Source organism: Neobacillus terrae, from assembly GCF_011393025.1.
GTDB lineage: Bacteria > Bacillota > Bacilli > Bacillales > Cytobacillaceae > Neobacillus_A > Neobacillus_A terrae.
The window spans coordinates 205,390-218,530 of sequence record NZ_JAAOEO010000009.1; the positions used below are offsets into that span (position 1 = coordinate 205,390).

Genomic DNA, 13,141 nt, shown 5'->3' on the forward strand with positions numbered 1-13,141 from the left:
TACAATCCCTTAATTAAAAGTTCCGTTTTTTATACAAAAGGAAACCGGCAGGGCTTCTCCCTGCCGGATCTTTTTATTATGCGTAAGCCTTGCTCTCCTCATTGCTAAAAAAGCTCTTCATAGCATTGAATACATCTGACTTTTGCTTCAAAACGTAATAGCGGAAATCTTCATTCTTAATGTTTTTATAAGCAGACATCAAAGTAGAATGTCTATTATACTGATTGACCTCACCGTAACCGAACATATTGGAGACCTTCATCAGTTCTTCAACTAATTTCACGCATCTGGCGTTGTCTGATGTTAAGTTATCTCCATCTGAAAAATGGAATGGATAAATATTAAATTTCCTTGGATCGTATTTTGTATCAATTAATTCGAGGGCCTTACGATATGCAGAAGAACAAATGGTTCCGCCGCTTTCCCCCTTGGAGAAAAAGTCTTCTTCTGAAACAATCTTTGCTTCTGTATGGTGAGCGATAAATTCGATATCTACCTTCTCGTACTTCGTCCGCAAAAAGCGTGTCATCCAAAAGAAAAAGCTGCGTGCCATATACTTTTCCCAAATTCCCATTGAGCCGCTTGTGTCCATCATGGCCAAAACAACTGCTTTGGACTCCGGCTTTATGGTTTCATTCCAGGTTTTAAATTTTAAATCGTCTTTGTAGATTGGATGGAAGGCCGGTTTCCCTGCCATCGCGTTCCTTTTGAATGCAGACATCATTGTCCGCTTCTTATCTATATTCCCCATAAGCCCAGTCTTCCGGATATCATTAAATTCAATGTTCTCAACAATTATTTCCTGCTGCTCTTTCCTTTTTAGATTTGGAAGCTCCAGCTGCTTGAAAAGCGCCTCTTCCAGCTCCATCATGGATACCTGCGCTTCAAAGTAATCCTCACCTGCCTGGTCTCCAGCACCCTGGCCTTTACCAGGTCCTTTTTCATTGCCGGAACCATCCCGTGCGACCACATCCCCAATCTGGCTGTCTCCGTTACCCTGGCCCACGTGTTTGTTTTTATCATAATTATAGCGAATCTTGTATTCGTCCAGAGAACGAATTGGAATTTTAACCACATCGCGACCATTTGACATAATAATACTTTCTTCAGTTATTAAGTCTGGAAGATTATTGCGGATTGCCTCCTGTACTTTTTCCTGATGGCGCTGCTGGTCATCGTGGCCTTTACGGTGGAGGGACCAATCTTCTCGCGAAATCACAAACTGATGGCTACTCTTATCGGTCAATGTAAACCCCTCCTTATTCACTTTTTTATTCTGTTTCACTGTTTTGGTTTTTTATGCATACACTAATTCGACTGCCCAAAATACAAAGTAATGAAAAGTTGATTACTCTATCCTATGCAGGTTTGGTGAATAATTTACAAATAATTTTGACAATTATTTCGTGTATAGAAAAAAAGGCTGACATAAAAATGAAAAGCAGTATATCACCTCCATGGGGTCGTCCGGATGAAAGGCATTTAGACTGTGGACCAGCCGGTTATTTCTCTAGCAGCCTGGGATGAGGATATGGATAAAAAAATAAAACCCCCACACATTGTGTGGAGGCTAGTCATCTTCCGGTTCATGCTGAATTGGATCCGGGTATTTTTCGTATTCTTCTTTTAACACCTGATTTGTTCTGCGGTTTTCCATTTGTTTGCCGAGGTTTTTAATGTCTTCCATATTTGGTGCCATAGATCCGTTATCGGGTTGATAATTTTTATCAAGTTCTTTTTCCATGTTTTATCACCTCTAAGGTTTCTTTTCCCTTATTAGGTGATTTCTAAACAGAAAAGGCCGGCGCATAAGCGCCAGCCCCTGTATTCTACCGATTTAGCAAGCTTCCCACGTACCTTAAAAGCTCGTTCGCGGAAGTAGTATTATAGCCGTGTTCATCTACAAGTCTAGCCACAACATTATTAATTTTCTTCAGCTGCTGTTCATCCGGTGTTTTTGTGGAGGTCGTAATTTTTACAACATCCTTCAAATCCGCAAACAGCTTTTTCTGGATGGCTTCACGAAGCCGGTCATGGGAATTATAATCAAACCGCTTGCCTTTTCTGGCAAATGCTGAAATTCGGATTAATACTTCTTCCCTGAATGCTTTTTTTGCATTTTCAGAAATGCCAATTTGCTCTTCAATTGACCGCATCAGCTTTTCATCCGGGCTGATTTCTTCTCCCGTCAGCGGGTCGCGAAGCTTCGCTTTATTACAATATGCCTCAACATTATCCAAATAGTTATCCATTAATGTCTTCGCAGACTCCTCATAGGAATAAACAAAAGCCTTCTGTACTTCCTTCTTGGCAATAGTGTCGTACTCTCTTCTGGCAATAGAAATATAGTTCATGTAACGCTCACGCAGTTCAGCCGTAATGGATGGATGGTGATCCAACCCGTCCTTTAAAGACCTGAGAACATCAAGAGCATTAATGGAAGGTACTTCTTTTCTGATAATGGTTGAGGAAATGCGGTTGATGACGTAACGCGGATCAATACCACTCATACCTTCATCGGTGTGTTCTTTTTGAAGCTCTTCAATATCAGCAGTATTATACCCCTCTACATTTTCGCCATCATAAAGGCGCATTTTCTTAACCAGATCTATGTCACCTTTTTTCGGTTCCTTCAGCCTAGTAAGAATTGTGAACATGGCTGCAACTTTTAAAGTGTGAGGGGCAATATGAACATCTGAAACATCGCTTTCATGGATCATTTTTTCATAAATCTTTTCTTCCTGGGTTACCTTTAAATTGTATGGGATAGGCATAACGATAATCCGTGAATGAAGAGCCTCATTCTTCTTATTAGAAATAAAGGATCTGTATTCTGTTTCATTCGTATGCGCAACTATTAATTCATCCGCGCTGATCAGCGCAAACCTTCCTGCTTTAAAGTTTCCTTCCTGTGTCAGTGAAAGCAAATGCCAGAGAAATTTTTCATCGCACTTCAGCATTTCCTGGAACTCCATCATTCCCCTGTTGGCTTTATTCAATTCACCATCAAACCTGTAGGCTCGCGGGTCAGATTCAGATCCAAATTCTGCGATGGTTGAAAAATCAATACTTCCGGTTAAGTCAGCAATATCCTGGGACTTTGGATCAGAAGGACTAAAGGTGCCGATTCCGGTCCGCCTGTCTTCGGAAAAGAAGATTCTTTCAACTAATACATCCTCAATCCGGCCCCCGTATTCCTCTTCCAGACGCATCACATTTAGCGGGGACAAATTGCCTTCAATACGGATTCCATATTCCTCATTAAAATCAGCACGCAGATGATGCGGGATCAAGTGGAGCGGATCCTCATGCATCGGACAGCCCTTAATCGCAAAGACGGAGCCTCTGTCTGAACGTGAATAAGCCTCTAATCCTCGTTTCAGCATGGTAACCAAAGTGGATTTACCTCCACTTACTGGACCCATTAACAATAAAATACGTTTTCTAACATCCAGCCTTTTAGCAGCAGGGTGAAAATACTCCTCAACAAGGCGTTCCAATGATTCCTCAAGACCAAACATCTGGTTGCTGAAGAATTGATACTTCTTTTTACCTTTAACCTCTTCAATTCCAGCATCTTTAATCATATTATAAACCCGTGAGTGTGCAGATTGAGCAATCCATGGCTTTTCTTTCAGCAAGTTAAGATAATCCCTAAAACTTCCTTCCCAGCGAAGCTTTTCCTCTTCTTCTCGGTAGTGTTCAATCTTTTTTAATATATCCATTAGGTCAGGTCCTCCCCCTGTCGCTTTATCAGAGACGATTAATATACTCTATGCGCAGGTTTATTTGAACATTCTTAATCCCAATTAATTCCAAAATACTTTTCCTGAATGAAAAATTAAGCTTTACGTTTTCATAGGCTAGGAAATAGGCTATAATGATATTATATGTTTGTATAATAAAAATGCTAAAAAGGGGGCTTACATAATTATGGGTACTGTACTAGTCGTCGCTGTTATGATTACTTTCCTTGCTGCCATATTTACTGCCGGATACAATGATAAGCCAGGAACACCAAACAAGTAAGAATAAATAAAAAAGGCTGCCATTTACATTTGGCAGCCTTTTTTTCTTTGAAAAAATTTTTTTAATGCAAATCCATTTTATTTTTTTGAACAAATTCTTTCATGTACATACGCACGCGTTTTTCAAGCATCAATGCCATCTGCTCGGTCCAGCGGTCTTTCCGCTTGCCCTCTGTTCTTTCCTCATAATAACTTGAAACCAGAGCATCATATTCATCCAGCTGTCTTTCGTATACCTCTTTATCCTGCTGGTACTCTTCTTCATGGTATACATGCTCCAGCGGAAGACGTGGTTTAAAATCGGGATCCTGGTCTGGATAACCCACTGCCATTCCAAAAAGCGGGATCACGTGTTCAGGCGTTTTTAAAATTTCTTTAACCTCAGGAAGATTATTTCTAATTCCCCCTATATAACAGATGCCCAATCCAAGAGACTCTGCTGCAACAGCTGCATTTTGAGCTGCCAGTGAAGCATCGATAATGCCAACCATAAATTTTTCCGTGCTTTCTATAGAAGGAAGAACATCCTTTCCTTCCCTTTTTCCAATAAGCTCATGCCTGTGAAAATCAGCGCAAAAAACGAAAAAGTGTCCGTTGTTTTCAACATAAGACTGGTTTCCAACAAGTTCTGCAAGCTTTCGCTTCTTTTCTTTTTCTTTTATACCAATAATCGAATAGGCTTGTACAAAGCTAGAGGTTGAAGCAGATTGGGCAGAACCTACAATCAGCCTAATCTGTTCATCTGTTAAAGGCTGATCCTTAAATTTCCGAATAGAACGGTGGCTTTGTAAAAGTGAAATAACGTCATTCATTTCAATTCTCCTTTCCTCATACAAAAGTAATTTAACCAAAAATATCTATAAAAAACAAAACAGGTCGCTTGGGGACCTGTTTTAATCGTTAAATTCTTTTAAAAGACTTGGGTAGTTTTGCTGGCGCAGAGCCTCGTAAACAAGGATTGCAGCCGTATTTGAAAGATTGAGGGACCGTATATTTTCATTCATCGGGATACGAAGGCTGGTCTCTTTATTTTTTTCCCTAACTTCCTCTGGCAACCCGGTTGTTTCACGGCCAAAAATAAAATAATAATCCTTGCTAGGATCACTATAATCAAAAGAAGAATGCGGTTTTTTCCCAAACTTGGTCAAATAAAAAAATTGACCGCCTTCATTCTTTTCATAAAATTCATCCAATGAATCGTAATAAGCAATTTCAACGTGTTCCCAATAATCCAATCCAGCTCTCTTCAGCATTTTGTCGTCGGTAGAGAAGCCAAGGGGGCGGATTAAATGAAGCCTTGTTCCAGTCCCGGCACAGGTTCTTGCGATATTTCCCGTATTGGAAGGAATTTGCGGCTGATATAAAACTACATGCAATGCCAATTTTTTTCACCTCATATAAGTAAATCTAACAGTTATTATACCACTCCAGCCCTCTCATACAACTTAAGTTACCTCCCGTCCAAAATCGAATAGAACTTATATTTAATATTAGGGGTATAGGCAGTTGAGTCTGTATATGCCCAATACCTCATCCGGCTATTGTAGGTGTGCGCATTGACAAGGGGCATTCCGTTCGCATCCTTGGCTACAACAATTGTATTATGGTCAAAGCGTCCATCCCCCTGAAAATCATAGCAAATAACATCCCCAGGAAGAAGCTGCTCAGGCCTGCTTACTACTTTTGCCCCTAGCCCTGATTTAGAATTGTCCAGAAAGAGTCTCAATGAATTTGCCACTGCCCAGCTATAACTGTAATTTTGCCCCTTGATCCACCATCCCGTTTGACGGTTTGGATAACCTCTCATAGGCACTCCACCTGCGTGCAGGCATTGGGATATAAAACTAGTACAGTCATTTTGAAATTTTCTATATGCCGGGTTGTAGTCATTCCACCATCTTTCAGCATACTGAACAGCCCTTAGCCGATTATATTCATATGAAATTCTGTCATCTTCTTCTTCCAATACCCGAAGGTCGGGTTCGTTGTCTATTTTTATGCTGCCATCGTCAGATTTAATTTCTATGTCTTCCACCAAAACATTCTTATAAAAAGTAGCTTCCCTTTGCTCAACTTCTTCCTCTATATAAAGAGTTCCCTTCTGTTTAATTAAATATTGAAAATGGAGCTGATATTTGGCCTTGCTAAACTCTTCTTCTGCGGCTTTTTCGAGTATCTTTCCTGACGCATTTACCTTAACGATCTCTGCTGACCTTTTCATACAGGCGTCAATTTTTAATTGTGCTTGTTTCGAAAATTCCTCATCTCTCGATGTACTTACATAATGCTGAATTCTTTTTTCCAAAAAATCCTGAAGCTGCTTCCGCATATATCATCGCTCCTTTCTTTTCATACATATGATAGAAAAAAGCAATTCAACCAAAAAAATAAAGGAGCCAGTGATTACACCAGCTCCTTTGCCAATTTCAGGCCTTTATCAATTTCTTCCAGTACTTCAGGTTCCTTCTCTTTAAGCCTAGCTTTCTCTAGTTCGTTTTGAGCTAACTCCCCGCCAATTTTTCCGATTGCCCAGGCAGCAGTTCCGCGAATAACTGGCCGAGGGTCATCCTTCATCGCCTCAATTAATTGATCTAAAGCGGATTTGTCTCTAAAAAATGCTAAGGCAAGGATTGCGTTGCGCTGGAGAGGTTTTTTCCCTCTCCACGATCCTGATACGTAGCCAAACCTCTCTTTAAAGTCCTTATTACTAATTTTAATAAGAGGTTTTAATAGAGGTTTAGCAGCTTCTGGGTCTGGCTCCATTTCTGTGTGAAAGTGAAAATTCTTTCCCCTGTTAACGGGGCATACTGTTTGACAGGTATCACATCCGTAGATCCTGTTACCGATCTCTTCCCTGAATTCGTCTGGTAGAAATCCTTTTGTTTGGGTAAGGAAGGCGATACATCTTTGAGCATTTAGCTGTCCTCCCTGGACTAGCGCACCTGTTGGACATGCATCAAGGCATTTCGTACATGTTCCGCACTGATCCTCGATAGGCATGTCAGCCTCGAAAGGTATATTGGTGATCATTTCACCTAAATAAACAAAGGATCCGAATTCTGGGGTTATAATAGAGCAATTTTTCCCGCTCCAGCCAATCCCAGCCCGTTCTGCAACCGCTCTATCTGAAAGCTCTCCGGTATCGACCATGGACTGCAGTTTTGCTCCAGGCAATTTTGTTTGAATAAACTCTTCTAATTTCCTAAGTCTGTCTCTAAGTATATGATGATAATCCTGCCCCCAGGATGCTCTGCAAAAGATACCTCTTCTTTCGCCCTTTTTTCCCTGAATATGGACGGTCATTTTTGCAGGGTAAGCAAGGGCTATAGAAATAATGGACTGTGCATCATTCAGCAGCAATGATGGGTTGACGCGTTTTTCAATATCCGGCTCTTCAAAACCGGATTGATAATTTAACTCCTGCTGGCGAACAAGCCTGTTTTTCAGCTCCAGAAAAGGTGCAGCGCTTGTAAATCCAATTTTATCAATGCCAATTGTCTTGCTGTAAGCAATTACTTCATCTTTTAACCGATTGAAATCCATTTATAAGCCTCCTTTCCTGGTACTTTTTATTTAAAGGCATGAGCCTATATGGTTAATGGTTACATCTTATTTATGATAAACTATTTTTAATGAATTTTGGAGGGTGAAACAATGGAAATTACTCTGTCATCCCAGTTAAAAGAGCTGGTTCCCGGCTTCAAAGTGGGAATCATTCAATACAGCGGTATTACAGTTGGGGATTCGCCACAAATGCTTAAAGGAAGACTTCAGCTCTTCCAGGAATCGATTTTTTTTGAGCTCGAGGACAAAAGCGTTACTGATCTGCCAGGTGTTCAAGAGTGGCGAAGCATTTTTAAAATGACGGGCAAGGATCCAAACCGCTACCGTCCTTCCTCAGAGGCCCTATTCCGCAGGATAAAAAAACAAAACTACCTTCCCTCTGTCCAGAGTGCCATCGATATTAACAACTTTTTTTCGCTGCAATACCAGGTGCCAATTGGGGTTTATGATGCAGATAAGCTGAGTGGGGCTGTTGAAATTAGAGTTGGCGCACCCGGAGAGGAATATGAGGGGCTGAACGGAAGATCTAATTCTTTAGAAGATCTGGTGATTTCCACAGATGGCGAAGGCCCTTTTGGAAGCCCATTCGTCGACTCGGCCAGAACACCAGTAACTGAAGAAACAAAAAATGCCCTGCAGATTATTTATTTATCTCCATCCACAAAAGAAGAAAATGCAAGAAATCTCACCGCTTCGCTCATGAATATGTTCATAAAAATTCATGGCGGTGAAGGAAAATATGATGTTTTGGGATGCTAATGCATCCTTTTTTTTGCAGCAGCTCATACTACAGGACATGAAAAAACGCAGCGCTTCATTATTTTTAACGAAACACTGCGTTGGCTATGTATGGAGCGGGTGATGGGAATCGAACCCACGACATCAGCTTGGAAGGCTGGAGTTTTACCATTAAACTACACCCGCATATTTAAATGCGTCTTAACGAATCAACTACTATATAATACACGTTTTTTCCGAGTAGGTCAAGGGGTTTTTGTGGAAATTTGTCGAATTTATTTCTTATTTGTATAGAGGGAATAAGGGTCTGTAACAGAACTTTATTCAGAAGAAAGGATGTGAAGAAATGTTAATAAAACCCCGTACTGAACCGGAAGAATTATTATTATTAAGGATCCTGAATACAAGGTGGAACCTTGATCCCAAGGAGGCTTCGAATTACCTGCACCTTGAAAAAGGCTATTTGGGTGAGAAGCAATTTGATTTGTTATTAAAAGATCTTAAAGGTGATTGGCTGATGTTAAATGATCTTTTGTTTGATTGTAGTAACACCGTATTTCAAATTGATTCCTTATTGATTTCTCAAGGTACCATTTACCTCTTTGAAGTAAAAAATTATGAAGGTGACTTTTACGTCGAGAAGGACAATTGGTATACTGCTGCAGGGAACGAAATTAAAAACCCCCTCCTTCAGCTCAAACGCAGTGAATCGCTGTTTCGCAGGCTGATCCACGAGCTTGGGTTCACCTTTAATGTGGAGGCCCATCTCATATTTATCAATCCCGTTTTTTTCCTTTATCAAGCTCCTTTGAACCTCCCCATTATTTTTCCTCCACAGTTAACACGATTTTTTGATCAGTTATCTAGAAAATCCGCGGAAATATTTGGCAAGCCGTTTAAGTTGGCAGAAAAGCTGGCCGCAATACATATAAAAAAATCCCAATATGCAAAAAGGCCTTCTTATACCTACCAACAAATCCAAAAGGGAATAATATGCAAATCCTGTGGTCTATTTTTAACTAATGATGATATAAAAATCTTAACCTGTAAAAGTTGTGGCCATAAAGAGGGAGTTTCATCAGCAATCTTAAGAAGCGTCAAAGAATTTCAAATTCTATTCCCTAGTGAAAAAGTAACTACTAACGTTATTTATGATTGGTGCAGAATTATGAAGTCTAAGAAAGCAATCAGAAATACACTTTCGGGAAACTTTAAAAAGGTGGGTGTTGGTCGTTCAGCTCATTATATTTAATTATCCCTTTTGCTACCCCTTTTTCATTTATTTTTCCATATGTGGCCACTATATCCACCTTCAGTTACCCTTCTCCTTTTATTTTTCCGTTTGGGGTCAATATCTCCACCTTTAGTTACCCCTTCTCCTTTTAATTTTTCCATTTGGGGTCACTATCTCCACCTTTAGTTCCCCCTTCTCCTTTTATTTTTCCGTTTGGGGTCACTATCTCCACCTTTAGTTACCCCTTCTCCTTTTATTTTTCCGTTTGGGGTCACTATCTCTCTCTTTAGTTCCCCCTACTCCTTTTATATTTCCGTTTGGGGTCACTATCTCCACCTTCAGTTCCCCATTTCCTTTTATCTTTATTAGAAGTGACTATTTTTTCCCTCTTTCGTTTTATCAAAATTAACATCAGTTCATTAATCTTGTTTTTTATATCTTTAATAGTTAATAATGAATGTGTTAAAAACTTATGGAGGTGTGATTAAGTATGAGATATGTGAAATTGAAACATCAAGAAATCCCTGCGATTGCACTGGGTACCTGGTCATGGGGAAATGGTGTAAACGGCGGAGACGCTGTTTTTGGTAATAATCTTACTGACGAAGATTTAAAGCCTGTTTTTGAAGCCGCTATGAAGGCTGGGTTTAATTTATGGGATACTGCGGCTGTTTATGGAATGGGTGCTTCTGAAACAATTCTAGGAAGTTTTATTAAGGGCCGAAACGATTTCTTACTCTCAACGAAATTTACACCTCGCGGAACCCAGACAGAAGATGCTATGGAAGAAATGCTAGCTGGGAGCTTTGATAGGCTTGGTGTGGATTACACAGATATTTACTGGATCCACAACCCTAATGATGTGGAAAGATGGACATTAAAGCTAATTCCACTTATGAAAAGTGGGAAAGTAAAACATGCTGGAGTTTCGAATCATAACTTAGAGGAAATAAAATTAGCTGCGTCTATTTTGGAAAAAGAAGGTTTACAGCTTTCTGCCGTACAAAACCACTATAGTCTCCTTTACCGCTCCTCTGAGGAAGCTGGCATTATTGATTGGTGTAATCAAAATAAAGTTTTATTCTTTTCTTATATGGTATTAGAACAAGGTGCTTTAACAGGCAGATATAGCTCAAAAAATCCTTTTAAAGCCGGAACAAGAAGAGGAGAGGCCTTTACTTCCGAAGTTTTAGAAAAGCTTGATGACTTAATTGACGTTATGGACACAATCGGAAAAAAACATAATGCAGATCCTGCCCAAATTGCAATGGCTTGGGCGATTGCAAAACATACTGTTCCAATTATTGGTGTAACTAAGCCAAAACACATTGAGAGTGCGATATCTGCAGTAGATATTATCTTAAATGAGCAGGAAATTAAGGAATTGGAAGAAGCAGCAAAGGCTACTGGTGTTGAAGTTAAAGGAGTTTGGGAAAAAAGTATGACTGAATAAGTGTATAGTACCGAGTAAAAAAATCAGGGGAGGTATTCATTTGACTATTGAAGGTAAGGTTGTTGTTATAACAGGTGCCAGCAGCGGAATTGGACAAGCAGCTGCAGAAAAACTTGCCGAGCAAGGTGCAAAGATCATCTTGTCAGCCAGGAGAACCGAACGTTTACAAGAAACAGTCAATCGTATAAAAGAAGCTAACGGAGAAGCCTCCTATTATACAGCCGATGTGACATCTCTTGAGGAGATGCAGGACTTAGCAAATTTTGCTCTTGATGCTTATAATCGGATCGATGTTTGGATTAATAATGCCGGCTTAATGCCGCTCTCTTTTATGAATAAATTAAAAGTTAATGAGTGGAATCGCATGGTGGATGTAAACATTAAGGGTGTCTTAAATGGCATTGCTGCTGCTATTCCTACAATGGAGAAACAAAAAGAAGGCCATATTCTAAATGTTTCATCCGTTGCCGGACACCGTGTTGGTATGGCTGGTGCGGTATATAGCGGGACAAAATTTGCTGTCCGTGCGATCACTGAAGGTCTTCGTATGGAATTGTCTCCAACCTCCAAAATAAGAACGACCATTATTTCGCCAGGGATGGTTGAGACTGAACTGATTGAAACTATTACAGATGAGGATGCTATAGGCGCATTGAAATCACGCGCAACCAGTCAGCCATTAAAAGCAGAGGATATTGCCAACGCCATTGCCTATGCAATCGAACAACCTGAATGGGCTTCTGTAAACGAGATCATCATAAGACCAACTACACAAGGAAGTTAAACCAACAGAAAGACCACATTAACTTGTGGTCTTTTCTATTTTACTTTTAATCCAAAAAGGAGTGTAAAGAATATAAAAGCATAAAATCATCACTAGCTCCAGTGAGATTAGATACCAGGGCCAGTGCCCGAGATAATTTAAAAGTGAAGTACTGGTGGGCTTATGCATGATATACATGTAATTCGATCCAACTGCCTTATTAAGAAAAAAGACAATTAGTGCATATAAGTTCAAAATAAGTATGGTTATCCACATAGAAAAAATTGTAGGCCTATACCTAAAGGCAACTATCATAAATAAGCAAGCCAGCACCACACCTCCATGTGAAATAAAAAACTCAAAATATCGAAAGTGCGGAAAAGAGAACTTTCCAAGGTCAGGCGTTAAGATAGCTTGGATGGAACTTCCCAAACCTGCAAAATACATAAATTGAAAAAGTTTATAGCTTCTGGTCAATAGCATCACAATGGCGAGGATAACAGCCAAATCGCTTAAATGAAGCGGTAAATCTCTTTCCAGCAACCAAGCTTTCTCATACAAAAGCCAAAGATGCTGCGATATATCAGTAATGAACAAAAGGAAAGCTAACGAAAATCTAAAAAATGTTCTTTTCCCTTTCTGCATCAGCGTGTTGCGATTACTAAACATAAGGATACTCAGAATGATTAGTATGCCAATTGTCAAAAGATGCTCCACCGAAAAAAGACTAAATGGTTCAAGGTTGGAATGATATTGAAAAAATACTCTCATCTTAACGTACCCCGTTTTCAAAAACTGTCCTCTTGTACTCTCCATTTAGGTTTCCCATTCACACAAAAATATCTTATTATTAATTTTTCTGTTTTAAAACAGAAAAAAACCCCAACATAAAGTTGGGGTCTTAATTTAAGGATACCGGTGGTCGGGGTCGAACCGACACTCCAGAAGGAACACGATTTTGAGTCGTGCGCGTCTGCCAATTCCGCCACACCGGCATATTAAATTTTTATTGGAGGCGGCAACCGGATTCGAACCGGTGGATAAAGGTTTTGCAGACCTTGGCCTTACCACTTGGCTATGCCGCCGAAGATTTTGGAGCGGAAGACGGGATTCGAACCCGCGACCCCCACCTTGGCAAGGTGGTGTTCTACCACTGAACTACTTCCGCAAATGGCTGGGCTAGCAGGATTCGAACCTACGAATGACGGAGTCAAAGTCCGTTGCCTTACCGCTTGGCTATAGCCCAATAATAAAATAAAAAAAGAAAAAATACAATAACAATATATGGGGCGACTGATGGGAATCGAACCCACGAATGCCTGAACCACAATCAGGTGCGTTAACCACTTCGCCACAATCGC

Annotated in this window: 12 protein-coding genes and 6 tRNA genes; 4 read left to right on the forward strand and 14 right to left on the reverse strand. The window is 40.1% G+C overall.

The annotated features are described in order from the left end of the window. Positions 1 to 76 precede the first annotated feature (76 nt). The 7 genes from yhbH to queG form a co-directional block, all read right to left on the reverse strand. Entirely contained in the window at positions 77 to 1,246 is a 1,170-nt protein-coding gene (gene yhbH, locus G8761_RS14930; RefSeq protein WP_166028026.1) for a sporulation protein YhbH, read from the reverse strand. Between the two features lie 324 nt (positions 1,247 to 1,570). After that, complete coding sequence (locus G8761_RS14935; RefSeq protein ID WP_166028028.1) at positions 1,571 to 1,744, reverse strand: hypothetical protein; 174 nt, start codon at positions 1,742 to 1,744, stop codon at positions 1,571 to 1,573. Positions 1,745 to 1,829: 85 nt separating this feature from the next. Beyond that, complete coding sequence (locus G8761_RS14940) at positions 1,830 to 3,725, reverse strand: PrkA family serine protein kinase (protein WP_166028030.1); 1,896 nt, start codon at positions 3,723 to 3,725, stop codon at positions 1,830 to 1,832. A gap of 365 nt (positions 3,726 to 4,090) precedes the next feature. Further along, positions 4,091 to 4,840, reverse strand: a complete 750-nt coding sequence (gene nfsA, locus G8761_RS14945; protein ID WP_166028032.1) for an oxygen-insensitive NADPH nitroreductase — start codon at positions 4,838 to 4,840, stop codon at positions 4,091 to 4,093. A gap of 81 nt (positions 4,841 to 4,921) precedes the next feature. Further along, the gene (gene trmL / locus G8761_RS14950; protein WP_166028034.1) at positions 4,922 to 5,410 is read right to left on the reverse strand and encodes a tRNA (uridine(34)/cytosine(34)/5-carboxymethylaminomethyluridine(34)-2'-O)-methyltransferase TrmL; all 489 of its coding nucleotides are present in this window, start codon (positions 5,408 to 5,410) and stop codon (positions 4,922 to 4,924) included. A 68-nt stretch (positions 5,411 to 5,478) separates the two neighbouring features. Next, positions 5,479 to 6,357, reverse strand: coding sequence for an amidase domain-containing protein (locus G8761_RS14955; protein WP_166028036.1), 879 nt, complete (start codon positions 6,355 to 6,357; stop codon positions 5,479 to 5,481). 74 nt (positions 6,358 to 6,431) lie between these two features. Further along, a complete protein-coding gene (queG, locus tag G8761_RS14960; protein WP_166028038.1) occupies positions 6,432 to 7,571 on the reverse strand; it encodes a tRNA epoxyqueuosine(34) reductase QueG in 1,140 nt (379 codons plus the stop codon). Between the two features lie 111 nt (positions 7,572 to 7,682). Here queG and G8761_RS14965 point away from each other — a divergent pair, with 111 nt between their 5' ends. Next, entirely contained in the window at positions 7,683 to 8,351 is a 669-nt protein-coding gene (locus G8761_RS14965; protein WP_166028040.1) for a B3/B4 domain-containing protein, read from the forward strand. Between the two features lie 91 nt (positions 8,352 to 8,442). Here G8761_RS14965 and G8761_RS14970 read toward each other — a convergent pair. Next, positions 8,443 to 8,516, reverse strand: a tRNA-Gly gene (locus tag G8761_RS14970). A gap of 160 nt (positions 8,517 to 8,676) precedes the next feature. Here G8761_RS14970 and G8761_RS14975 point away from each other — a divergent pair. From G8761_RS14975 to G8761_RS14985, 3 genes are all read left to right on the forward strand, one after another. Beyond that, entirely contained in the window at positions 8,677 to 9,582 is a 906-nt protein-coding gene (locus G8761_RS14975; protein ID WP_166028042.1) for a nuclease-related domain-containing protein, read from the forward strand. A 472-nt stretch (positions 9,583 to 10,054) separates the two neighbouring features. Beyond that, entirely contained in the window at positions 10,055 to 11,017 is a 963-nt protein-coding gene (locus G8761_RS14980; RefSeq protein WP_166028044.1) for an aldo/keto reductase, read from the forward strand. A gap of 40 nt (positions 11,018 to 11,057) precedes the next feature. After that, on the forward strand, positions 11,058 to 11,801 hold the full coding sequence (locus G8761_RS14985) for an SDR family oxidoreductase (RefSeq protein ID WP_166028046.1): 744 nt from the start codon (positions 11,058 to 11,060) through the stop codon (positions 11,799 to 11,801). 18 nt (positions 11,802 to 11,819) lie between these two features. On the opposite strand, the gene G8761_RS14990 is transcribed toward G8761_RS14985, so the two are convergent. From G8761_RS14990 to G8761_RS15015, 6 genes are all read right to left on the reverse strand, one after another. Then, positions 11,820 to 12,596: a YwaF family protein gene (locus G8761_RS14990; protein ID WP_338000964.1), complete on the reverse strand. Its 777-nt coding sequence runs from the start codon at positions 12,594 to 12,596 to the stop codon at positions 11,820 to 11,822. 97 nt (positions 12,597 to 12,693) lie between these two features. Further along, positions 12,694 to 12,775, reverse strand: a tRNA-Leu gene (locus G8761_RS14995). A gap of 15 nt (positions 12,776 to 12,790) precedes the next feature. Continuing rightward, positions 12,791 to 12,865, reverse strand: a tRNA-Cys gene (locus tag G8761_RS15000). A gap of 8 nt (positions 12,866 to 12,873) precedes the next feature. After that, positions 12,874 to 12,948: transfer RNA gene (locus tag G8761_RS15005), tRNA-Gly, on the reverse strand. 3 nt (positions 12,949 to 12,951) lie between these two features. Further along, a tRNA-Gln gene (locus tag G8761_RS15010) sits at positions 12,952 to 13,026 on the reverse strand. 39 nt (positions 13,027 to 13,065) lie between these two features. Further along, positions 13,066 to 13,141, reverse strand: a tRNA-His gene (locus G8761_RS15015).